Source organism: Chitinimonas arctica (assembly GCF_007431345.1).
GTDB classification, from domain to species: domain Bacteria; phylum Pseudomonadota; class Gammaproteobacteria; order Burkholderiales; family Chitinimonadaceae; genus Chitinimonas; species Chitinimonas arctica.
Genome location: NZ_CP041730.1, coordinates 2,760,117 through 2,782,111 on the forward strand (window position 1 = coordinate 2,760,117; position 21,995 = coordinate 2,782,111).

Genomic DNA, 21,995 nt, shown 5'->3' on the forward strand with positions numbered 1-21,995 from the left:
CTTATGCCTGTGCAACCCTCCGCCGGCCGGCCGCCAGGATTGCATCGATCAGGATATGGATATCCTCTTCGCGGGTGCGGTGATTGACCAGGGCGATGCGAATGGCGCGTTGGCCATTGATCAGGGTGGTGGAGGGGACGGCCACGCCGGATTCCTGCAGGTCGGCGACGATATCGGCATTGAGGCTGTCCAGATCGCCGTCCGCTTCGATAAACCGGAAGCACACCACATTGAGTGCGACCGGTGCGAGCGCCTCCAGTGCCGATTCCGCCCGGACCCGCTCAAGTAGGCGTTGGGCCAGCGTACAGGCGCGGCTGACCACTTCGCCCAGTTTGTCTGCACCGTAGACCTTCAGCGTCATCCAGACCTTCAGGGCGCGGAAGCCGCGCGACAGGTCCGGGCCGAAATCCGCCGGCCAGGGGTGGCCGGCCGCCAAGCCACGCGCCTCCCGGCGCAGATAGGCCGGCTGGGTGGCGAAACTGGCCGCATGCAGATCGCCATCGCGCACCATGATGCAGCCGGCGTCGTAAGGGACCTGGGCCCATTTATGAAAATCGAAGGCGACCGAATCCGCCTCGCCCAGCCCATCCAGCAAGGGGCGTTGGGCTGGCGACAGCATGGCCAGTGCGCCGAAGGCGGCATCGACATGGAACCAGAGCGACTCGGCCCGGCACAGCGTGGCCAGGCCGCGTAAATCGTCCACCGCGCCGGTATCCACCGTGCCGGCACTGCCGACGACCAGAAAGGGTTGCAGGCCTGCTGCGCGATCCTGTGCCAGGCGCTCGGCCAATAGCGACAGATCCATGCGATGGTTGGCGTCGCAGGGGATCAGCCGCAGGGCGGCGGTACCGAAGCCCGCCATATCCATGGCGCGTGATACGCAGTTGTGCGCTTCGGTCGAGGTGTACGCCACCAGCGCACGGCCGTCCAGCCCGTCGCGGCGAACTTCGAGGCCCAGCGCGCGGGTACGGGCGACCAGTACGGCAATCAAGTTGGCCAGCGAGGTGCCGGTCACGAGGACGCCGCTGGCGGTGGCGGGAAAGCCCAGCATTTCCGCGGACCAACGGATGACCTGGCGCTCTACCTCGATGGGTGCGTGGTCGCGGCCACCGAGATTGGCATTCAGGCCGGCCGCCAGCATTTCCGCCAGCATACCGACCGGATTGCCGCCGCCCTGCACCCAGCCCATGAAGCGCGGATGCACATTGCCGACGCCATAGGGTTGCACCAATTGGCGGAAGTCCTGGTAGGCGTCATGCAGGTCGCCGGGCGCCCGTGGCAGCGGTTCGCCGAACGCACCACGTACCTCGGCCGGCATGGGCTGCCAGACCGGCTGCTCGCGCAAACCGGCCAGGAAGTCGACCATATCGTCCAGCATACGGTGGCCCTGCTCGCGAAAGGCCTGCCAGTCGGCAGGGTCCAGACTTTCCGGCGAGGACTGGAAGACGGAATCGGTATGCGCTTGATGGGTCATGATGGTGCGAAAAGAGTGGAGACCGGGTCGGCGAGTATAAGCCCAGTCGCGACCGACCCGGCGGCGGGTATCGCCGTCATTCCTTGTGGTACACCTGCGCCCCTTGCTTGACGAACTCGATGGATTTCACCTGCATGCCTTGCGCCAACGCCGCTTCGGCGGCGATCCCCTGGGCGGCCGCATAGTCACGTACGTCCTGGGTGATCTTCATCGAGCAGAAATGCGGTCCGCACATGGAGCAGAAGTGGGCAACCTTGGCGCCTTGCTGCGGCAGGGTCTCGTCGTGATATTCGCGGGCACGGTCCGGATCCAGGCCCAGGTTGAATTGGTCTTCCCAGCGAAATTCGAAGCGCGCCTTGGACAGGGCGTTGTCGCGGATCTGCGCGCCGGGATGGCCCTTGGCCAGGTCGGCGGCATGGGCGGCGATCTTGTAGGCCATGATGCCTTCCTTGACGTCGTCCTTGTCCGGCAGGCCAAGGTGCTCCTTGGGCGTGACGTAGCAAAGCATGGCGGTACCGTACCAACCGATCTGGGCCGCACCGATGGCGCTGGTGATATGGTCGTAGCCGGGGGCGATATCGGTGGTGAGCGGTCCCAGCGTGTAGAAAGGGGCTTCATCGCACCAATCCAGCTGGAGATCCATGTTTTCCTTGATCAACTGCATGGGCACATGGCCCGGGCCTTCGATCATGGTCTGTACGTCGTGCTTCCAGGCCAGCTGGGTCAGTTCGCCCAGCGTTTTCAACTCACCCAGCTGCGCGTCGTCATTGGCGTCCCAGCCGGAACCGGGGCGCAAGCCGTCGCCCAGGCTGAACGACACGTCGTAGGCCTGCATGATTTCGCAGATTTCCTCGAAGTGGGTGTAAAGGAAGTTTTCGCGGTGATGCGCCAGGCACCACTTGGCCATGATGGAGCCGCCACGGCTGACGATGCCGGTCATGCGCTTGGCGGTCATGGGGACATAGCGCAGCAGCACGCCGGCGTGGATGGTGAAGTAATCCACACCTTGTTCGGCCTGTTCGACCAGGGTGTCGCGGAACATTTCCCAGGTCAGTTCCTCGGCTTTGCCGTCCACTTTTTCCAGGGCCTGGTAGATCGGCACCGTGCCGATCGGCACCGGCGAATTGCGCAGGATCCATTCGCGGGTCTCATGGATATGCTTGCCGGTAGACAGATCCATGATGGTATCGGCGCCCCAGCGGGTACCCCAGGTCATCTTTTCGACTTCTTCCTCGATATTCGAGCTGATGGCCGAGTTGCCGATATTGCCGTTGATCTTCACCAGGAAATTGCGGCCGATGATCATCGGCTCCGATTCCGGATGGTTGATATTGGCCGGGATGATGGCGCGGCCGCGGGCGACTTCGGCGCGTACGAACTCGGGTGTGATCTCCTGCGGAATGGCGGCGCCAAAGCTCTGGCCGGGATGCTGGCGGGTCAGCAGTTCCACCATCCGGTCGCCCAGCTTGCCGCCGGCTTGCCGTAGCGATTCGATATATTGCTGGCGTTGCAGGCTTTCGCGGATGGCGATGTATTCCATCTCCGGGGTGACGATGCCGCGGCGGGCGTAATGCATCTGGCTGACATTGGCGCCGGCGCGGGCACGCAGCGGCTGGCGGGTCAATTCGAAGCGCAGCTTGTCCAGCGACTTGTCCGCTTCGCGTTCGCGGCCGAATTGGCTGGATAGTCCGGGGAGCGTTTCCACATCGCCCCGTTCGGCGATCCATTGGGCGCGCATCGGGCTCAGGCCCTTGCGTACGTCGATCTTTACCGTCGGGTCGGTATAGGGGCCGCTGGTGTCATAGACATAGATGGGGGGGTTTTTTTCGCCGCCAAAGCTGGTAGGCGTATCCGTTTGGCTGACCTGGCGCATGGGGACGCGAAGATCGGGTCGGCTGCCGGTGATATAGACTTTTTGCGAGCTGGGGAAAGGCTGGACCGACGCTTCGTCCACGTGGGCGGTTTGCGACAGAAACTGGTTGGGCGCGTTCATCTTCATCTTACTCCATGAACGGCGCAGGGACGGGCGGGGTACGGCAGAGTCAACCGTGCGACGCTTCCCTACGCCGGTGTTAACCGGATCAGGTGCAAAGGGTCTTTCTCATCCTCGCGGCGGGCGGTGATCGGGGCGCGGTACGCGCTCCTTTATCTCCATTTGGCCGGGGAACCCCTAGCGTCTCGAGCAAGCATGACTTGCCGAAGTGCTGTGAAGCTAAGGCAAGTATGAAATAATTACAAGGATTTGATTTCTGTTGACGCTGCCGCTCACGCGGCACTTTCGTCTGCAACCTCGTCTGCAAAATTAGGATGTCCGCGATGGATTGGGAACAAGCCCGTTTTAATATGGTTGAGCAACAGATACGCCCTTGGGATGTGCTCGATCTGACCGTACTGCAGCTTCTCTCCGAAGTGAAGCGCGAGAATTTCGTCCCGGCGGCGCGCCGCGAGATGGCTTTGGTGGATATGGAAATACCGCTGGGGCCGAACACCCGGATGTGGTCGCCCAAGCTGGAAGCCCGCGCGGTCCAGGAAGTGGCGCTGACCGGCAAGGAACGCGTGCTGGAAATCGGCAGCGGTTCCGGTTATGTGGCCGCCCTGCTGGGCAAGCTGGCCTTGCATGTCTACTCGGTCGAAATCGATCCGGCCCAGGCTGAGCAGGCCCGCGCCAATCTGGCGGCCGCCGAAATACACAATGTCACGGTGGAAACCGGCGATGCGGTCATGGGCTGGAGCAAGCACGCACCGTACGACGTGATCGTGGCCAGCGGCTCCTATCCGCTTGCGCCCGAGTTTCTGTTCGAGCAATTGAGCGAAGGTGGCCGCTTGTTCGCCATCGTGGGCGAAGCGCCGGCCATGACCGGCACGCTGTTCACCAAGACCGCCGGCAAGGTAGTGGCCCGTACCATGTTTGAGACCGTGGTGGACCCGCTGCTGAATGCGCCGCAACCCGAACGTTTCGTGTTCTGATTGAAGCAGCAAAGCGCTGCAGGTATTCATTCGAATCAGCAGCGCTTGCCCTGCTCATTGGCGTCGATCAATCGTAAAAGCGCGCTTCTCCCGGTGGCCGGGTCTTGAAGCGTTTGTGCAGCCAGAAATACTGCTCGGGCGCGTGCAGGATGCGGCCTTCCAGTTCCAGGTTCATGCGGGCCGCGTCGGCAACGGGATCGTCGCTGGGGAAGTCGGGTAGTGGTGCTTCGATACGCATCACATAGCCGTTTTCCTCGCGGTAGGGAAAGCAAGGCACGACGGCGGCGCCGGTGCTTTGCGCCAGCCGCGACAGGGCGGTGATGGTGGCGGCCTGGACACCGAAAAACGGTAGGAACACGCTTTCGCGCTCGCCCAGGTCCTGGTCGGGCAGGTAATACAGCCGCCATCCCTCTTTCAACGCCCGCAAGATCGGTCGTATGCCCTCCTGGCGCGCAACCAGGCGGCCCCCAAAGCGGCCGCGCTTGGCTCGCATCAGTTCGTCCAGGCCATCGTGTTTCTGGTGGGTGAAGATGTCGATCATGGGAACGTCCACCGACAGGCGCAGGCCGCAGATTTCGAGGCCGGTGAAATGTCCCGCGAACAAGATGACCGGGCGGTCCCGCAAGGCCTCCAGATGTTCCATACCCTCCACGCGTACCAGCCGGCGCAGCTCGTCGGCATTGGCGTGCCAGCTATAGGCGTATTCCAGGAAAGCGCGGGCCATCATGCGGAAATGCCGCCGCAGCAAAGCCGCGCGCTCGGCATCGGGCATGGCCGGGAAACACAGCTTCAGGTTGATTTCGCCCACCTGGCGGCGTTCGCCGGCGAAGCGATAGAGCAGCTCGCCCAGTATGCCACCCAGCCGGCTCATCAGCCGGAACGGAATCCAGTGCAGCAACCACAGCAAACCATTCAACAGGCCGGGCATCATGCGGGCACCTGCTGGGCCGGTGGTGCGCCGGCCGGTTGCTTATAGCGGTTGTAGCTCCACAGGTATTGCGCGGGGGCCAGTCTGATCAGTGCTTCGACATTGCGGTTCAGGGTTTCGGCGTCGCGCTGCCTGTCGCCGTCGAAACTGCCCTGCATGGGGAAGATATGGACCCGGTAGCCACGGCCCCAGCTGAGCCGCTCGGCGAAGAAAAACAGCACGGCCGCATGGGTGGCGTGGGCCAGTCGAGGTAGCAAGGTCATGGTATAGGCCGGTTTGCCAAAGAAGCTGGCCCATACGCCGTCGCCGGCTCCGGGCGCCTGGTCGGGCAGGATCACGGTGGCTTCCCGCGATTTGAGCGCTTTCATCAGGATGCGCACACCGGCGGCAGTGGCGGGGGCGGTACGGCCGTTGTCACGCTCGCGTCCGGCTTGCATAAGCGGTTCCAGCCATTTGAGTTTAGGAGGCCGGTACATGGCCGTAAGCGGGTAAGGCAGCCGACTGCTGACGTAGCGGCCGGCGATATCGAAGCCGCCTAGATGAGGCGTGACGAACAAAATGGACTGCTGTGCCGCGATGGCCGCCTCGACATGCTGCCAGCCCTCGCATTGCCGTACCAGTCGGCTGACGGCATCGGCCGGTCTTCCCCACGCTAGTAATAATTCCAGGGCACCCTTGCCATGCTGGCTGATGCTGTCGGCCAGCAAGTAGGTATAATCGGGAAGATTTGCCTGGCGCAGATTGTCCGCCAGCCGCCGCCGATAGTTGCCATCCAGCAGCCAGACCAATACACCGGCGAGGCTGCCTGCGGCATGCAGGAGGAACAAGGGGCAGCGTGCCAGGAGTTTCAATAGTAGGGTCAGCATCTACGTCACAAGTTCATTCGAATCCGCCCATTTTAGCGGGTTTGACCACCCTGCCGCCTAATCGGCGGTTCAGCGACAAGAGGAAAAATCCATGCGCGAGTTTCTGTTCTCTTCCGAGTCGGTTTCGGAAGGCCATCCAGACAAAGTTGCCGATCAAATTTCGGACGCTATCCTCGACGCCGTTCTGGCGCAGGACAAGCACGCCCGTGTGGCGGCCGAGACGTTGGTGAATACCGGGCTGTGTGTGCTGGCTGGCGAGATCACCACTCACGCCAATGTCGATTACATCCAGGTGGCCCGCGAGACCATCAAGAAGATCGGTTACGACAGTTCCGAACTGGGCTTCGACTACAAGGGCTGTGCCGTCCTGGTGGCGTACGACAAGCAGTCGCCCGATATCGCCCAAGGCGTCAATGAAGGCCAGGGCATCGATCTCGACCAGGGAGCCGGCGACCAGGGTTTGATGTTCGGATATGCCTGCGACGAAACCCCCACCCTGATGCCGGCGGCGATCTACCTATCGCATCGCTTGGTTCAGCGCCAGAGCGAATTGCGCAAGGATGGCCGTCTGCCATGGCTGCGACCCGATGCCAAGAGCCAGGTAACCCTGCGCTATGACGCCGATACCGGTCGTCCAATCGGCATCGACACCATTGTGCTGTCCACCCAGCATCATCCGGACATCGATTACAAGGTGCTGCAGGAAGCGGTGATCGAGGACATCATCAAGCCGGTGCTGCCTACCGAGCTGCTCAACGGCGAGATCAAGTATCTGATCAACCCTACCGGCCGCTTTGTGATTGGTGGTCCGCAAGGCGATTGCGGCCTGACCGGCCGCAAGATCATCGTCGATACCTACGGTGGAGCGGCACCGCACGGCGGCGGCGCTTTCAGCGGCAAGGATCCGAGCAAGGTAGACCGCTCGGCCGCCTATATGGGCCGGTACATCGCCAAGAACATCGTGGCAGCCGGCATTGCACGGCAATGCCAGGTTCAGGTGGCTTACGCCATCGGTATCGCCAAACCTGTGTCCATCATGGTCGATACCTGGGATACCGGTAAGATCTCGAATGACCAGATCGTCGAACTGATCCGCCGCCATTTCGATCTGCGCCCCAAGGGTATCGTGCAGACGCTGGACCTGCTGCGGCCGATCTATAGCAAAACAGCCGCCTATGGCCATTTCGGCCGGGAAGAGCCGGAGTTCAGCTGGGAAGCTACCGACAAGGCCGAAGCGCTGCGGGCCGATGCCGGCTTGTAGTCGCGGGATGGGTAGCGGCATCTGACCCAGGTTTTTGGATGCGCGTCGGCTTTCAAGCTGGCGCGCATTCTTTAATTGGCGCCCTGAAGCGTTGGCCGCTAGACCCATTTGTAGAAATCGTTGTACTGCCTGGGCGGCTCGGCATCCAGCTTGCCCTGCGCCAGTTGTTCCATATAGTGGCGCTCATCCCGCCAGGCGCGATAAGCGGTGTTGCAGGCGTAAGTCGATACGAACAGCACGAGCGCCTCGATCCCGGAACAGGTCACGAACAGGATCCGGGTCCAGTCTTCCCAAGGCACGGTGAATGAGAAGACGGCGCATACCAGGCCTGCCGCCAACATAAGCGCAAAACCGATGGTTCGGATGACCGAGCTGCGATAGGTCAGCCGGAGTGCATCCACCAACGGCTCCTTGGCCTTGGCTTGCAATCTGGCGAGATGCGCTTCGGCCTGATCCAGCGTCATGGCAGGCCCGGGCGGGTTATCTTCCAGTTCCTCCAGCCATGCGATGGAGGGGTCCGGCGTTGCGGGATCGCTGTCCGCATGCCACGCGGGGTGGGTCGACACTTCCGGGCTGGAATGGATGGGCGTGACACGCATGATGGGTAGCCCCCTGATAATAAGATATTAATTGCTCACCCTAATCGAACACTTGGCTGGGCGCTTTCGTTTTTTGTACGTTTCTATAAGTTAACGACAATCGAAGGCGTGGTCGGTCGCTGAGGAGCTTTAAAAGTGATATGAAGGGGTTTAGCTTCGTATGTATTTATATGAGGGAGGGGCCACTCCCGCTAGCCATTGTTGGCGAGCGTGATAAGCCTTATAGGCGGATATCGCGGCGGTAAACGCGAGAATGCCGATTGTAGCGATCTCGGCGCCCCGGGTAAGGAAAGGAGCATTATTGAAATGTATCACGGTGATGGCGGTGTCCAGTCCGCTCAGTACGGTGGATGCGACAAACAAGGAAGCAAAGGCGAAACATCTTTTCTTGCTATTGGAAACGATCTTGCTTCCCCGGTGCGGCTTTATGGCTAATATTAGCTGAGTGCCCTCGGTAGGGGGCGGAGCTGGTGGTGGGGGAGCGACCGGGAAGGAGAAGGTCGGTCTTTCCAGGCCTTTTCCAGGCAGATTGTCGTTGTTGAATAGTGGTTGCTGCTCCAAGTCGATGGTTGCGAGTTCCAAGCTATTGATCGAATATTTATCTGTCCGCATTTTATAACTTTCATTTCCAAGTAGGAGTAAATATCAATTTACCAGCGTGATATATTTTAGAATTGTTGTCTTATGGATATCTCTTCCGGAAATAATCAGAAGCTATGGCATTTACTTAAATTGGCGTATCGCTACGCGGGCCGCGCGATAAGGGGCGGAGAGTGGCGCAGTCCGCCGTTTTGCCCTTATAATCGCTCGCTATCGGGGAGCGCTGCGAGACGCATCATAGTCCTAGGCCCGGTATCCAAAACCGCGCTCACCTGACCAACCCGTGCCGGGCACGGGATGCAAAGCAGGTGAGTCCGCATCCCGCACTACCCGGCCACAATGTTCAAGGGATGAACACCGTGGCTGACTTCAAAGACTATGTAATCGCCGATCTCTCGCTGGCCGCTTGGGGCCGCAAGGAAATCCGCATCGCCGAGACCGAAATGCCGGGCCTGATGGCGATCCGCGAGGAATTCGCCGCCAGCCAGCCGCTCAAGGGCGCGCGCATCACCGGCTCGCTGCATATGACCATCCAGACCGCCGTGCTGATCGAAACGCTGCAGGCGCTGGGTGCGAAGGTGCGCTGGGCTTCGTGCAATATCTTCTCGACCCAGGATCACGCCGCGGCCGCCATTGCCGCCACCGATACGCCGGTATTCGCCGTCAAGGGCGAGTCGTTGGCCGACTACTGGGAATACACCCATCGTATTTTCGAATGGGCCGACGGCGGCTATTCCAACATGATCCTGGACGATGGCGGCGATGCCACCGTGCTGCTGCACCTGGGCGCCCGCGCCGAGCAGGATCTCGGCGTGCTGGAAAAGCCGGGCAGCGAGGAGGAGACCGTCCTGTTCGCCTCCATCCGCGCCAAGCTGGCCGTTGATCCGCGCTGGTATTCGGTGCGGCTGGAAAAGATCATGGGCGTGACCGAAGAAACCACCACCGGCGTGCATCGCCTGTACCAGATGCATCAGCGTGGCGAATTGCGTTTCCCGGCCATCAATGTCAATGACTCGGTAACCAAGTCCAAGTTCGATAATCTCTATGGTTGCCGCGAATCGCTGGTGGACGGTATCAAGCGCGCCACCGATGTGATGATCGCCGGCAAGGTGGCCGTGGTGGCGGGCTATGGCGACGTGGGCAAGGGTTCCGCCCAAGCCTTGCGGGCACTGTCGGCCCAGGTGTGGGTAACCGAAGTCGACCCGATCTGCGCGCTGCAGGCCGCCATGGAAGGCTACCGCGTGGTCACCATGGACTACGCCGCGGACAAGGCCGATATCTTCGTGACGGCTACCGGCAACTACCAGATCATCACCCATGCGCATATGGCGAAGATGAAGGACCAGGCCATCGTCTGCAATATCGGGCACTTCGATAACGAGATCGAAGTCGCGTCGCTGGAAAAGTACCAGTGGGAAGAGATCAAGCCGCAGGTCGATCATGTTATCTTTCCCGACGGCAAGCGCATCATCCTGCTGGCCAAGGGCCGCCTGGTCAACCTGGGTTGCGGTACCGGCCACCCCAGCTATGTGATGTCGTCCAGCTTTGCCAACCAGACCATTGCGCAGATCGAGCTGTATACCCGTACCGCCGACTACCCGGTGGGCGTGTACACGCTGCCCAAGCATCTGGATGAGAAGGTCGCCCGCCTGCAGCTGAAGAAGCTGAATGTGCAGCTGACCGAGCTGACCGAAGCGCAAGCCGCCTATATCGGGGTATCGAAGTCCGGTCCCTACAAGCCGGACCACTACCGCTACTAAGCGTCGCCCGGGGCTGACCACCCCGGCCCTTATGCCGGTTACAGACAGCCGGCATAAGGGCTTTTTTTCATTTGCATCAGGATACCCATGCGCATACCTACACTGGATACCCCCCGCCTGCAGTTGATCGGACCCGATGAAAGCCATCTGGACGGCTATGCGGCCATGTATGGCGATGCGGAATCGATGCAGCACATCCGTGGCGGCCAGACGTTCGACCGTAGCGGCAGCTGGCTGAAGATCGCGACGCATGTCGGGCACTGGCAGTTGCGCGGATATGGTTTCTGGTCGGTGCGGGAGAAGGCCAGCGGCGAGATAGTCGGCCAGGCCGGGCTGATGTATCCGGCCGATAATCCGGCGCTGGAGATAGGCTGGCTGGTCGAACGCCGGCACTGGGGCAAGGGTTACGCCAGCGAGGCTGCGCAAGCTGCCCTGGACCACGCCTTCCAGGTGGTACGGGCGGAGCGGGTCATGGCGCAGATCGCACCGGCCAATACGGCCTCGCGGGCACTGGCGAGGAAGCTGGGGATGCGGGAGGACGTTGAACGCGCTGCCGGGGGGGACTTTGTTTATTGGGCAGAGCGCTAGATCGTACTTGCGCACCTCAATATGCATATTTTTCATTAGCTGGCGCAAATTACCCTGCTAGCATTCATGTATACCTATGAGCCAGCCGAGTCCGCCGTGAGCCAGACCTTCAGTTTCGAATTTTTCCCGCCCAAGACCGAGGAGGGGATAGCCAAGCTGCGCAACACCCGCCGCCAACTGGCCCAGCTTCATCCGTCGTTCTTTTCGGTCACCTTCGGCGCCGGCGGCACCACCCAGGAGGGAACCCTGGCCACCGTGCTGGAAATCCAGTCAGAGGGTTTCGAGGCCGCGCCCCATCTATCCTGCATCGGCGCGACCCGTAGCAATGTGGCGGGTCTGCTCAATACCTATAAGTCGCATGGCATCGATCGCATCGTCGCACTGCGCGGCGATATTCCCAGCGGCATGGTCGAGTTCGGCGAGTTCCGCTATGCCAATGAATTGGTCGAATTTATCCGTGCCGAGCATGGCGATTGGTTTCATATCGAAGTGGCGGCCTATCCGGAATACCATCCGCAGGCACGCAATGCCCAGGACGACCTGAACAATTTCGTGCGCAAGGCCAAGGCCGGCGCCGATTCGGCCATGACGCAGTACTTCTTCAATCCGGACGCCTACTTCGCCTTCGTCGATGAGGTGCGTGCCCGTGGCGTCGACATCCCCATCGTGCCCGGCATCATGCCGATCAATAATTTCACCCAGTTGGCCCGTTTTTCCGACAGCTGCGGCGCCGAGATTCCACGCTGGCTGCGCTTGAAGCTGCAAAGCTACGGCGACGACAGCGCGTCGATCAAGGCCTTGGGCCTGGATGTGATCACCGACCTGTGCCGCAAATTGCTGGACGGCGGCGCGCCCGGCCTGCATTTCTACACCCTGAATGCGGCAGGCAATGTATCGACGATCTGGCAGCGGCTGGGACTGTAGGGACGCTCTCGCAAGGGGTAAACTCGCTTTTTTATGCTACCGCCAGTCCGATCCAAGCATGCGCTTGGCCGGTTGGCGTTTATAATCGCGCGCTTATCCCTGCCAGTCTGGATTCATGCTCAAGTATCTCGGCCTTGATAGGCCTTTTTTATTGCTCGCGCGCAAGCTGCTGTTCAGCCTGGTGCGTACCCATGTCCTCTCCGAAGGCCCGCAGGCGCTCGGCCTGGATCCGACCAAACCGGTCTGCTACGTGCTGCAGCGACGCTTTCTCAGCAACATCCTGGTGCTGGAGAAGGAAGTGTGCGCCGCCGGCCTGCCTTCGCCGCTGGACGGCCTGTCTGCCGAAGGCGTGCGGGAAGATCGTGCCTTTTTCTTTACCAGCCGGCGCGAAGCCTGGTTCGGCCGCAGCAGCGCGAGCGGCTATTCGCCGCGCCTGGTCCGCCTGACCCAGGCGGTGCGCAGCCGACCCGAATTCGATGTGCAGCTGGTGCCGGTGAATATCCTGTGGGGGCGCACGCCGGATAAGGAAAGCTCGATCTGGAAACTGCTGTTTTCCGAGAGTTGGGCGCCGCGCGGCTCCTTGCGGCAGCTGTTCACCATCATGCTGCATGGTCGCCAGACCCTGGTGCGCTTCGGCCAGCCGCTGTCCTTGCGTGAACTGACTGCGGACGCGGAAGACGAAGAACGCGCCTTGCGCAAGGTGGCGCGCGTCTGCCGCGTGCATTTCAGACAGCAGCGCGAAATGGCCATCGGCCCCGATCTGTCGCATCGACGCACCCAGGTCGAGGGCATACTCGAAACCGAGTCGGTCAAGGCCGCCATCGAGGCCTTGGCGGCGGAGCAGGGAGGCGGCGCCAGCGCCAGCGCCTTGCTCAAGGCACAGGAAAAGGCCCGGCACTACGCCTGGGAAATCGCCGCCGACTACAGTTATCCGGTGGTGCGGGTACTGCACCGCTTCCTGACCTGGGTGTGGACGCGTCTGTACGACGGCGTGGAGGTCGGCAACTTCGATACCGTCACCGGCGTTGCGCAGGATCACGAAATCGTCTACGTGCCCTGCCACCGCAGCCATATCGATTATCTGTTGCTCAGCTATATCGTGTTCCAACACGGCCTGATGATTCCGCATATCGCGGCCGGTGCGAACCTGAACCTGCCGGTGGTGGGCGGTATCCTGCGGCGCGGCGGCGCATTCTTCCTGCGTCGTTCCTTCAAGGGTAATCCACTCTACGGCGCGGTCTTCAACGAATACCTGCATATGGTGATTGCGCGTGGCAATCCCATCGAGTATTTCGTCGAAGGCGGCCGCAGCCGGACCGGTCGATTATTGCAGCCGCGCCCCGGCATGCTGGCCATGACCGTACAGAGTTATCTACGCGATTCCAGCCGTCCCATCGTGTTCCTGCCGGTCTACGTCGGCTACGAGAAATTGTTCGAAGGCCGCAGCTATGTCGGCGAGCTGATGGGTAAGCCCAAGCAGAAGGAATCGTTGTTCAACCTGATTCTCAGCTTGCGCGAGATGAAGAAGAATTTCGGCAAGGTGCACGTCAATTTCGGCGAACCGATCAAGCTTGCCGATGTGCTGGCCGAGGCGCATCCGGATTGGCGCGGCGAGCCGCCATTGGAAGAAAGCCGACCGGCCTGGTTCACCCAATCCATCCGTCGCCTGGGCCAGCATATCGCCGACGGTATCAATAGCGCGGCGGTGGCCAATCCGGTCAACCTGATCAGCCTGGCCTTGCTGGCCACGCCGCGCCATGCCATGGACGAGGAGCAGTTGAGCGCGCAGCTGGATGGTTACCGCAAATTATTGACGGCTGTGCCTTATGCCGACCGTGCCCAGCTGACGGCGATGGATGGCCGCGCCATCATCGAACATTGCGAGCGCCTCAAATTGGTGCAGCGTCATCCGCATGCCCTTGGCGACGTGTTGCACTTCTATCCCGACGATGCGGTGCTGTGCAGCTATATGCGCAATAACGTGCTGCATTGCGTGGCCTTGCCGGCGCTGATCGCCTGCCTGTTCTCGCGCAATGCCAGCCTGAGCCGCGAGCAGTTGAGCGGGCTGACCCGGACCGTCTATCCCTTCCTGCGCGCCGAATTGTTTCTGCGCTGGCAGCCGGAGGAATTGGATGAGGCGCTGGATGCCTATCTGGCGGCCTTGGTCGAGATGGGTTGGCTAGGGGCCAGTGCTGGGCGTGAAGGCATTTATAACGCCCCGAATATGAATAGCGACGAGTACGCCCAGCTGGCGCTGCTGGGCCAGGCGGTCAGACCTACCCTGGTGCGCTATTTCATTTCGCTGTCGGTATTGACCCAGCAAGGCAGCGGCGTGGTCGGCGCGGACGAGCTGGAGGCGCTCTGCCATCTGCTGGCCCAGCGCTTGAGCCTGTTGCGGGAATTCAATGCGCCGGAATTCTTCGACAGGGCGATTTTCCGTACCTTTATCGGCACGCTTAAACAAGCGGGCCTGGCGGTGGAGGACGAGGCCGGCAAGCTGGCCTTCAATGGCCCCTTGCGGGCCGCCGCATCGGAATCGCGCTATGTATTGCCGCCGGATGTGCGGCAAAGCGTGCTGCACCTGACCCGGCTGGACCGGGCCACGGTGGAGCAGGCGCTGGCCCGCCTGGCCAGCAAAGGGAGTGCCTAGCGCCAGGGGGCGAATGCCCCCGGCCTAGTGCCACCATTCCGTCGAATCGACGGAAACGCGTTTAGAACTTCTCGTCCGGCCGCAGGTAGCGCCACTGCCCCAGCGGCAGGTCGGAGAGGGGGATGCGGCCGATGCGGATGCGCTTGAGGCCCACCACCTTGAGGCCGACCAGTTCGCACATGCGGCGGATCTGGCGCTTCTTGCCCTCGCGCAGTACGAAGCGCAGCTGGTCTTCGTTTTGCCAGCTGACCTTGGCCGGTTTCAGTGCCTGCCCATCCAGGCTCAGGCCGTGGTTCAGCAAGGCCATGCCCTCGTTGGACAGCATGCCTTCCACCCGCACCAGGTATTCCTTTTCGATCTTGCTGTCGTCGCCGATCAGGGTCTTGGCGACGCGGCCATCCTGGGTCAGCACCAGCATGCCGGTGGAGTCGATATCCAGCCGGCCGGCGGGCGCCAGGCCGTTCAGGTGGCGGCGGGTGAACTCGATACCGGAGCGGTCGCCGGCATAGCGGTTCTCGGCGGTGAACAGATTGGCCGCCGGTTTGTAACCCCCTTCCGCCTGGCCCGAAACAAAGCCGATCGGCTTGTTCATCAGGATGGTGACCCGAAGGTTTTGCGTCATGGTGGCCATGCGGTCCAGCTCGATGTGCTGGTCGGGCGATACCCGGCTACCCAGCACATCCACCACCACGCCATCGACCTTGACCAAGCCTTGCTCGATATATTCGTCGGCCTCGCGACGCGAGCACAGGCCGAGTTCGGCCATGCGCTTGGAGAGGCGTAGGGTATCTTGGGGGGCGTCGCTCATTTTGGCGTTCCTGCACGAAAACGCCATTTTAACTCGCTACGCCCCGGACGGGATGACCGCGCTAAAATCGCGTCCATGACTACACCAGACGAACTTGATCATCAACGCCGCTTCGGCGGCATCGCCCGGCTCTATGGTGCGGCCGGGCTGGCCCGTTTCGAAGCCGCCCATGTCTGCATTATCGGCATAGGCGGCGTCGGTTCCTGGGCGGCCGAAGCCATCGCCCGCAGCGCGGTGGGGCGGATCACCCTGATCGATCTCGACCATATCGCGCCCTCCAACGTCAATCGGCAGCTACCGGCGCTGGACGGCAATTTCGGCAAGGCCAAGGTAGCGGCCATGCGTGAACGCATCCTTGCCATCAATCCGCGCGCGGAGGTCACGGAGATCGACGATTTCCTGACCGACGAGAACATGGCCAGCCTGATTGCGCCCAAGCGGTTCGATTACGTTATCGACTGTATCGACCAGATGCGGGTCAAGGTGGCATTGGTGGTGCACTGCAAGCGGAACAAGATTCCGCTGATGGTCTCCGGCGGCGCCGGCGGCCGTATCGATGCCAGCCGGGTAACCCTCGCCGATATTGCCCAGACCAGCGGTGATGCGCTATTGGCCAAGATCCGCGCGGAACTGCGGCGCAAGCATGGCTTTGCCCGTGAGGGGAAGAAATTCGGTGTCGAAGCGGTCTATTCGACGGAACCGATTACCCGTCCCGACAGTCTGTGCGAGACAGGCTCGGCAGGTGCGAGCGGCCTCAATTGCGCCGGTTACGGCTCGGCGGTAACGGTCACCGCCAGCTTCGGCATGGCGGCGGCGGGGCGGGTGCTGGCTAATCTGGCCAAGCGGGAACAGGTCTGATGAGGTGCGGCGCTTGACCGACGCCCGGCGCTCGACGCCCGGCGCATTTCCACCATCATGCTATGATCAGGGCAGTTCCCGCGCTAAGCCAACGTCATTAAAATCATCCCTTGTTCATCGAAGCAAAGCTAAAGTCTCGCGTATGAAGCCGTCCTCCCTTCTGTTGATCCTGTTCGCCTTGCCGGTCACGGCCGATATCTACAAGCACGTCGATGAGGAAGGCCGGATCACCTATTCCAATATCCCCAGCAAGGGCGCGAAGAAGCTCGATATGGGGCCGATTCCGCTGTCGGTGCCGGGCACGCGCGTCTATTCCGGTGGCCACGGCGGCGGCAAGTCCTCCAGCCAGCCGACGCCCGCCAGCTTTCCCCGCGTGGATACCGCCACCCAGCGTAACCGCGACCAGACCAAGTTGCAGATCCTCAACGACGAGCTGGGCAACGAACAGAAGCTGCTGGAAGAATCGCGCAAGCGCCTGGCCGCCGCGCCGACCGATGCCAAGCAGCGCGACAATGCGCTGATGCATGAGAAGAATATCGAGACGCTGCGGAAGGAAATTTCGCGGGTGCAGTGAGTTGCAACCCCGTGACGAAGGATTTGATTAATCTGCCGCAATGTTCACCTGCGAAGAGGGACAAGGATGGCCAGCAAGAGTAATGAGACTGAGGCAAGCCTATCGTTCGGGGAGCGTGGGGACCCACCCGCGAAACAGGATGTCCCGCATGAAGAGCAGGTCACCATGGCCCTTCCAAAGTTCGGGCTTGCGCCTTTGTCCGAAGCTGAACTTAATTCCCGCGTGCAGTCTGCAATCGCCCACCTGCGGATGAAGGGATTTCAGGCCGCAACGGATGCCGACTTTCAGCGGCTATTTCCAACATAAAATGCGCTTGAACGTTAGGCGCCAAGCGGCCTGAGGATATGGCTGCCAATGCTAAGGTAACAAAGCCCTCCAAGCCTCTCTCCTAGCCCGCTAGGGTGAAGCTCAAACTGGGGGGGCTACTTATTTGTGCAGTTCAGAATTGAAGTGTCTTGCTATTTGATTGCCGCCGTTGCCATCAGGGTGGGCCTTTCCTCCCGAAAGGTGCGACGGGGAATATAGCTTTTGTTGACATTCATGCAGTGTTGCTTCATTGCAGCGGCGTGACGATATTCACCGATGCGACTGAAGTGACGCTCTACTCGGCCAGAATTAGCTACTGCCGCTAGGTGCTAAGATGGATTCCCTTGGAATGCTGCCAATGGCATGTAAAAAACCGATAGTAAATTCGCTTTATCAGAAGCGCCTGATGATTTCATATTATTAATAAGCCCTGGTTTCATAAAAATAGAAAAATTCTGGGGTGGCTATGATTAAACTATTCGTTTGGACTTGTGATGCTTTCATAGGAGGTTCTCCTGCCGATCATGTCTGGATAACTAACTATGACGTTGCCCTTCATCGGTATCCTACCTTGGAAGATGTAGCAGAAGCTGGCCGTTTCAACTGGGTATGTTGGGGCGACTACCGAGTACAAGGTACGCAATTTGCGTCGGTCAATGCTTCGATCGCAATTGCAAGCTGCATTTGTCTGCCTAATGCTAGTTCTAGGCAGGATCCACGAGCCCGAGGAACAGTTTTTAGCTATGGGTTGCATGGGGTTTGCCACCAACTTGCCAATCAAATTCTATGGTCTAGCAACGGTAGGGTTGGTCCGTCGGTCACATCCCCGTTGACGGTGAAAGGTGTTCGTGGGTATGGTTTGACGGAGTTCGCTTACGGAACATATGGGTTCAATAGTAGGGCGTGGGTGCGACGCAGGGATCATTGTGCCTCCCTGGGTGCAGCTGGATCGGTGTGGCATGCGACATCAGGAGGGGCAGCGATAATGGGCTCGACAACGGAAGCCGACGGTTTTGAGCGTGAAGCTAGAGCATTTCTCGGCTCAACCAATCAGAACCAACTCGTGAGCCTGCTTCGGATACGAAGCCATTATCAGGCAGCCTTGCGGGCGTGTGCGCTTCAGGAGAGTGTGACGGCTGAAGTGATAAATGCAGTTCATATCAAGTATTGCGGCCAGGCGTTGCAACTGCTTGGTCCAGAGCTCTTCGAACAACTTTTCGACGTGCCCGCCGATGTTAAGGCTAAGTTGGTTGATCCTGAGATCTTTGCTCGCCAAAAGCTGGCGGCATGACCAATCAGGGTACTTTGCTTGGTACCGAGGCTCATGCTTTGGCAGGCTGAGTAAAACGAATTAAAGCGATTGATGGCTGTTACGAGGGCCCGCGACACCACATTGGCTCTTTGCCTTTCTCTCCTCCCACGCCATAGACCAAGACGGGTGCGCGACCCGCTACTACTCCCAAGGCAACGGGCAATGCGTCGCTCGTTGCCATAGCCGGATTCCTGCCCCTTTCGTTATGCACTATTATGGTGCGCTCATGCGCCAAAAGCAGGCTGGCTTTCTACTCTAGCCGGCTTTCCCCGGCACAAGTACTTGATTGCACAATCCTGGCCCGCTCCTTGCTATGGCATTTGCTAGCCCAGGCCCAGCAGCGTTGCGCCATATTTGAGCCAGGCCAGCCACCGTTCCTCGAACCTTTCATTGTGACCGCCATGTCTCTATCCGCCTTTGCCGGCCTAGATCTGTTGGAAACCGCGGTCATCGTGCTCGATACCGGGCAGGCTGTGCGGCATCTGAATACCGCGGCGGAAGCGCTGTTCGAGCTGTCGGCGCGCGAGACGGTGGGGCGGCCGCTGTCGGCGTGCTTTTCCGAACCGACCGAAATCCTGGCGGCCCTGGCGGCTGCCGAGAAGCAGAACGCCAGCGTGACCGAGCACGATGTAGCGTTGGCACTGCGTCTGGGCAATACCATCCATGTCGGTTTCACGGTCAGGGAAATCGAGGCGCCGGCATTGACCGTGCTGGAATTCCGCCAGACCGACCAGCAACGCAAGATCGCCAACGAAGAGCGGTTGGCTGCTCAGCAGCAGGCCAACCGCCAACTGATCCGCAATCTGGCGCACGAGATCAAGAACCCGCTGGGCGGCATACGCGGTGCGGCGCAATTGCTGAAAAAAGAGCTGCCGGACCCGGCACTGAAGGAATACACCCAGGTGATCGTCGATGAGGCGGACAGGCTGCAAAGCCTGCTGGACCGCCTGCTGACGCCGCATAGCCTGCCGCAGCTGGGCGAGCTGAATATCCATGAAGTGCTGGAACGGGTGCGCAGCGTCCTGCTGGCCGAGTATCCCAATGGCCTGGCGGTCCGGCGCGACTACGACACCAGCGCGCCGGACCTGTACGGCGACAAGGAGCAACTGATCCAGGCGGTACTGAATATCGTCCGCAATGCGGCTCAGGCCATGCATGGCGCCGGGCAGATCGTGCTGAAGACCAGGGTGGCCCGGCAGGTCACGCTCAATCGCCGGCGCTTTCCGCTGGGCTTGATGCTGGAAATCACCGATAACGGTCCCGGCATCCCCGACCATATCCGCGATACGGTGTTCTATCCCCTGGTCTCGGCCCGCCCTGGCGGTACCGGCATCGGCCTGCATCTGGCGCATACCTTTGTCCAGCAGCACAACGGCACGATAGATTTCATCAGCCAGGCTGGCCGGACCAGCTTCACCATCACGCTGCCGCTCAATGGCTGGACGCCGCTGGACGGCGGCAAATAAACGACAAGCGACCATGAAACCTGTCTGGATCATTGATGACGACCGTTCCATCCGCTGGGTATTCGAAAAGGCATTGGGCCGCGAGGACATAAATTTCCGAGCCTTTGCTTCCGCCGCCGAGGCGGTCGAGGCGCTGAAGCGCGAAACGCCCATCGTCGTGGTGAGCGATATCCGCATGCCGGGCGAATCGGGGCTGGACCTGCTGGCCTTGCTGAAGACGCGCTATCCGCGCCTGCCGGTCATCATCATGACCGCGCATTCCGACCTGGAAAGCGCGGTGGCGGCATTCCAGGGCGGGGCCTTCGAGTACCTGCCCAAGCCATTCGACGTGGATCACGCTGTCGACCTGATCAGGCGCGCCATGGAGGAGAGCCTGAAGCAGGAGGTGGTGGAAGCGCCGCAAGAGGCCGCACCGGAAATCCTCGGCCAGGCACCGGCCATGCAAGAGGTGTTCCGCGCCATCGGCCGGCTTAGCCAGAGTGCCGCCACGGTGTTGATTACCGGTGAATCGGGGTCCGGCAAGGAATTGGTCGCCCGGGCGCTGCACCGCCATAGCCCCCGTGCCGACAAGCCTTTCGTGGCCATCAATACCGCCGCCATTCCCAAGGATTTGCTCGAATCCGAGTTGTTCGGGCATGAGCGGGGCTCGTTCACCGGCGCACAGAGTCAACGCACCGGCCGCTTTGAGCAGGCCGAGGGCGGCACGCTGTTTCTCGATGAAATCGGCGATATGCCGCCCGAGCTGCAAACCCGGCTATTGCGGGTGCTGTCGGACGGATTTTTCTACCGGGTGGGGGGACACGCGCCCATCAAGGCCAATGTCCGGGTGATTGCCGCGACCCACCAGGCATTGGAAGCGCGGGTCAAGGCGAACCTGTTTCGCGAAGACCTGTTTCACCGGCTGAATGTAATCCGCTTACGCTTGCCTGCCTTGCAGGAGCGGCGCGAGGATATTCCCTTGCTGGCACGGCATTTTCTTGCCCGATCGGCACGCGAACTGGGCAGCGAGGTCAAACGGCTGAGCGAAGACGCGATGCGTTTGCTGGCGGGATTCGCGTTTCCCGGCAATGTCCGCCAGCTGGAGAATCTCTGCCACTGGATCACGGTGATGGCGCCCGGCCAGACCGTTGGACCAGCCGACCTGCCGCCGGAATTGAAGGAGCAGGACAGCGCGGGCGACAGCCGCGGCGATTGGGCCACCTTGCTGGCGCAGGAAGCCGATAGACGGCTGCGCAACGGCGAACGCGGCTTTATCGAGGCACTGACCCAGCAGTTCGAACGGACCCTGATCCTACGGGCCCTGGCCGCAACCGGGGGCAAGCGCATCGAGGCGGCCGAGCGATTGGGCCTGGGCCGCAATACCCTGACCCGCAAGATCCAGGAGTTGAACCTGGAGCGGGAGATCGGCGGGGAGTGAGTAAAACCGTCGTGCTCCGGTTTGCTTATCCCATCAGCCTGTCTTTTCCGAACTTCTGCTCCAGCAGTTGGCTATGTGCCAGCAACTGGTTCAAGTCGCCGGAAAATACCTCGGCTTGCAAGCCATCCATACCATCGGCCAACAAATGTAGTTGCTCCAGCAGCAGTTGGTGCGGGGTCTTGCCATTGGCGGTGGTGGCCACCCTGGCATAGACCGGCGGCAGGCGCAAATAGGTTTCGATCGTTTGGGGCAGGTGGCGCAGCAAGGTCTGCTTGAGTTGCACGCGGCTGGCCGGATCGACATCGCCGGCCTGTTCCAGGGCCTTGATACGCGGCAACAGTTCCGCCGCCTTGTCCAGGATGGTTTGCAGCGGTTTTTGCGCGTCCGGCGGCAGCTTGGCCAGTCGATTTTCGCGTAGCCAGATCAGCGCTTCGTCACTACTCAGCTGTGCCGGTAGACCGGTCAATTCGCCCGGCGACAGGGCGTAGCCGCCCAAGGCGCCGGCGGCATACGCGGCCAGCGTCACCAGCCCCAGCATCCAGCCGGGCAAGGCCAGCAGGCCCAGCAGATAAGCCACCAGCAGCGCCAGCGCCAGCAAGGCACCGCCGATATTGGCGTTCGACAGCAAATACTTCAC

General features: G+C 60.9%; 19 protein-coding genes and 2 riboswitches. Of the genes, 11 read left to right on the top strand and 8 right to left on the bottom strand.

Annotated features, from left to right (window positions below):
* Nucleotide 1: 1 nt before the first annotated feature.
* Together FNU76_RS12475 and thiC are read right to left on the bottom strand one after the other, a co-directional pair.
* Nucleotides 2-1,474 carry a pyridoxal phosphate-dependent decarboxylase family protein gene (locus FNU76_RS12475; protein ID WP_144278505.1) on the bottom strand — a complete coding sequence of 491 codons (1,473 nt, stop codon included), beginning with the start codon at nt 1,472-1,474 and terminating at the stop codon, nt 2-4.
* 76 nt (nt 1,475-1,550) lie between these two features.
* Nucleotides 1,551-3,467 carry a phosphomethylpyrimidine synthase ThiC gene (gene thiC, locus FNU76_RS12480; RefSeq protein ID WP_144278506.1) on the bottom strand — a complete coding sequence of 639 codons (1,917 nt, stop codon included), beginning with the start codon at nt 3,465-3,467 and terminating at the stop codon, nt 1,551-1,553.
* Between the two features lie 48 nt (nt 3,468-3,515).
* Nucleotides 3,516-3,656: riboswitch (TPP riboswitch) on the bottom strand.
* Between the two features lie 134 nt (nt 3,657-3,790).
* Between thiC and FNU76_RS12485 the strand changes: the two genes are divergently transcribed.
* Nucleotides 3,791-4,441 carry a protein-L-isoaspartate O-methyltransferase family protein gene (locus FNU76_RS12485; RefSeq protein WP_144278507.1) on the top strand — a complete coding sequence of 217 codons (651 nt, stop codon included), beginning with the start codon at nt 3,791-3,793 and terminating at the stop codon, nt 4,439-4,441.
* Between the two features lie 67 nt (nt 4,442-4,508).
* Here FNU76_RS12485 and FNU76_RS12490 read toward each other — a convergent pair whose 3' ends face one another.
* The gene (locus tag FNU76_RS12490; protein ID WP_223878999.1) at nt 4,509-5,372 is read right to left on the bottom strand and encodes a lysophospholipid acyltransferase family protein; all 864 of its coding nucleotides are present in this window, start codon (nt 5,370-5,372) and stop codon (nt 4,509-4,511) included.
* On the bottom strand, nt 5,369-6,235 hold the full coding sequence (locus FNU76_RS12495; RefSeq protein ID WP_144278508.1) for a lysophospholipid acyltransferase family protein: 867 nt from the start codon (nt 6,233-6,235) through the stop codon (nt 5,369-5,371). The genes FNU76_RS12490 and FNU76_RS12495 overlap by 4 nt, the downstream gene beginning before the upstream one ends.
* 91 nt (nt 6,236-6,326) lie before the next feature.
* Between FNU76_RS12495 and metK the strand changes: the two genes are divergently transcribed.
* Nucleotides 6,327-7,496 carry a methionine adenosyltransferase gene (gene metK / locus FNU76_RS12500; protein ID WP_144278509.1) on the top strand — a complete coding sequence of 390 codons (1,170 nt, stop codon included), beginning with the start codon at nt 6,327-6,329 and terminating at the stop codon, nt 7,494-7,496.
* A gap of 98 nt (nt 7,497-7,594) precedes the next feature.
* Here the strand turns inward: metK and FNU76_RS12505 are convergent, their stop codons facing one another.
* On the bottom strand, nt 7,595-8,095 hold the full coding sequence (locus FNU76_RS12505; RefSeq protein ID WP_144278510.1) for a hypothetical protein: 501 nt from the start codon (nt 8,093-8,095) through the stop codon (nt 7,595-7,597).
* 150 nt (nt 8,096-8,245) lie between these two features.
* On the bottom strand, nt 8,246-8,677 hold the full coding sequence (locus tag FNU76_RS12510; RefSeq protein ID WP_144278511.1) for a hypothetical protein: 432 nt from the start codon (nt 8,675-8,677) through the stop codon (nt 8,246-8,248).
* A gap of 228 nt (nt 8,678-8,905) precedes the next feature.
* A riboswitch (S-adenosyl-L-homocysteine riboswitch) is annotated at nt 8,906-8,972 on the top strand.
* 73 nt (nt 8,973-9,045) lie between these two features.
* Here FNU76_RS12510 and ahcY point away from each other — a divergent pair.
* The 4 genes from ahcY (at nt 9,046) to plsB (ending at nt 14,617) form a co-directional block, all read left to right on the top strand.
* Complete coding sequence (ahcY, locus tag FNU76_RS12515) at nt 9,046-10,455, top strand: adenosylhomocysteinase (protein WP_144280663.1); 1,410 nt, start codon at nt 9,046-9,048, stop codon at nt 10,453-10,455.
* Nucleotides 10,456-10,542: 87 nt separating this feature from the next.
* On the top strand, nt 10,543-11,043 hold the full coding sequence (locus FNU76_RS12520; RefSeq protein WP_144278512.1) for a GNAT family N-acetyltransferase: 501 nt from the start codon (nt 10,543-10,545) through the stop codon (nt 11,041-11,043).
* 66 nt (nt 11,044-11,109) lie between these two features.
* Nucleotides 11,110-11,967 (top strand): methylenetetrahydrofolate reductase [NAD(P)H], encoded by an 858-nt coding sequence (metF, locus tag FNU76_RS12525; RefSeq protein WP_144278513.1) that lies wholly within the window; start codon nt 11,110-11,112, stop codon nt 11,965-11,967.
* A gap of 115 nt (nt 11,968-12,082) precedes the next feature.
* On the top strand, nt 12,083-14,617 hold the full coding sequence (plsB, locus tag FNU76_RS12530; protein WP_144278514.1) for a glycerol-3-phosphate 1-O-acyltransferase PlsB: 2,535 nt from the start codon (nt 12,083-12,085) through the stop codon (nt 14,615-14,617).
* A 61-nt stretch (nt 14,618-14,678) separates the two neighbouring features.
* Here plsB and FNU76_RS12535 read toward each other — a convergent pair whose 3' ends face one another.
* Nucleotides 14,679-15,425, bottom strand: coding sequence for a pseudouridine synthase (locus FNU76_RS12535; protein WP_223879000.1), 747 nt, complete (start codon nt 15,423-15,425; stop codon nt 14,679-14,681).
* A 75-nt stretch (nt 15,426-15,500) separates the two neighbouring features.
* Between FNU76_RS12535 and FNU76_RS12540 the strand changes: the two genes are divergently transcribed.
* From FNU76_RS12540 to ntrC, 5 genes are all read left to right on the top strand, one after another.
* Entirely contained in the window at nt 15,501-16,283 is a 783-nt protein-coding gene (locus FNU76_RS12540; RefSeq protein WP_144278515.1) for a tRNA threonylcarbamoyladenosine dehydratase, read from the top strand.
* 142 nt (nt 16,284-16,425) lie between these two features.
* On the top strand, nt 16,426-16,857 hold the full coding sequence (locus FNU76_RS12545; RefSeq protein ID WP_144278516.1) for a DUF4124 domain-containing protein: 432 nt from the start codon (nt 16,426-16,428) through the stop codon (nt 16,855-16,857).
* Nucleotides 16,858-18,148: 1,291 nt separating this feature from the next.
* Nucleotides 18,149-18,454 (top strand): hypothetical protein, encoded by a 306-nt coding sequence (locus FNU76_RS12550; RefSeq protein ID WP_144278517.1) that lies wholly within the window; start codon nt 18,149-18,151, stop codon nt 18,452-18,454.
* A gap of 422 nt (nt 18,455-18,876) precedes the next feature.
* Nucleotides 18,877-19,941 carry a nitrogen regulation protein NR(II) gene (glnL, locus tag FNU76_RS12555; protein WP_144278518.1) on the top strand — a complete coding sequence of 355 codons (1,065 nt, stop codon included), beginning with the start codon at nt 18,877-18,879 and terminating at the stop codon, nt 19,939-19,941.
* A 13-nt stretch (nt 19,942-19,954) separates the two neighbouring features.
* The gene (ntrC, locus tag FNU76_RS12560; RefSeq protein ID WP_144278519.1) at nt 19,955-21,358 is read left to right on the top strand and encodes a nitrogen regulation protein NR(I); all 1,404 of its coding nucleotides are present in this window, start codon (nt 19,955-19,957) and stop codon (nt 21,356-21,358) included.
* A gap of 25 nt (nt 21,359-21,383) precedes the next feature.
* Here the strand turns inward: ntrC and FNU76_RS12565 are convergent, their stop codons facing one another.
* Entirely contained in the window at nt 21,384-21,995 is a 612-nt protein-coding gene (locus FNU76_RS12565) for a hypothetical protein (protein ID WP_144278520.1), read from the bottom strand.

Bases quoted from the DNA above. Each gene is read 5' to 3' on its own strand.
- thiC (WP_144278506.1), bottom strand. From the start codon at position 3,467: ATGAACGCGCCCAACCAGTTTCTGTCGCAAACCGCCCACGTGGACGAA.
- ntrC (WP_144278519.1), top strand. From the start codon at position 19,955: ATGAAACCTGTCTGGATCATTGATGACGACCGTTCCATCCGCTGGGTA.
- FNU76_RS12505 (WP_144278510.1), bottom strand. From the start codon at position 8,095: ATGCGTGTCACGCCCATCCATTCCAGCCCGGAAGTGTCGACCCACCCC.
- metK (WP_144278509.1), top strand. From the start codon at position 6,327: ATGCGCGAGTTTCTGTTCTCTTCCGAGTCGGTTTCGGAAGGCCATCCA.
- plsB (WP_144278514.1), top strand. From the start codon at position 12,083: ATGCTCAAGTATCTCGGCCTTGATAGGCCTTTTTTATTGCTCGCGCGC.
- FNU76_RS12475 (WP_144278505.1), bottom strand. From the start codon at position 1,474: ATGACCCATCAAGCGCATACCGATTCCGTCTTCCAGTCCTCGCCGGAA.
- FNU76_RS12535 (WP_223879000.1), bottom strand. From the start codon at position 15,425: ATGAGCGACGCCCCCCAAGATACCCTACGCCTCTCCAAGCGCATGGCC.
- metF (WP_144278513.1), top strand. From the start codon at position 11,110: ATGTATACCTATGAGCCAGCCGAGTCCGCCGTGAGCCAGACCTTCAGT.
- FNU76_RS12520 (WP_144278512.1), top strand. From the start codon at position 10,543: ATGCGCATACCTACACTGGATACCCCCCGCCTGCAGTTGATCGGACCC.
- glnL (WP_144278518.1), top strand. From the start codon at position 18,877: ATGTCTCTATCCGCCTTTGCCGGCCTAGATCTGTTGGAAACCGCGGTC.
- FNU76_RS12540 (WP_144278515.1), top strand. From the start codon at position 15,501: ATGACTACACCAGACGAACTTGATCATCAACGCCGCTTCGGCGGCATC.
- FNU76_RS12495 (WP_144278508.1), bottom strand. From the start codon at position 6,235: ATGCTGACCCTACTATTGAAACTCCTGGCACGCTGCCCCTTGTTCCTC.
- FNU76_RS12485 (WP_144278507.1), top strand. From the start codon at position 3,791: ATGGATTGGGAACAAGCCCGTTTTAATATGGTTGAGCAACAGATACGC.
- ahcY (WP_144280663.1), top strand. From the start codon at position 9,046: ATGAACACCGTGGCTGACTTCAAAGACTATGTAATCGCCGATCTCTCG.
- FNU76_RS12545 (WP_144278516.1), top strand. From the start codon at position 16,426: ATGAAGCCGTCCTCCCTTCTGTTGATCCTGTTCGCCTTGCCGGTCACG.
- FNU76_RS12550 (WP_144278517.1), top strand. From the start codon at position 18,149: ATGGGCTCGACAACGGAAGCCGACGGTTTTGAGCGTGAAGCTAGAGCA.
- FNU76_RS12490 (WP_223878999.1), bottom strand. From the start codon at position 5,372: ATGATGCCCGGCCTGTTGAATGGTTTGCTGTGGTTGCTGCACTGGATT.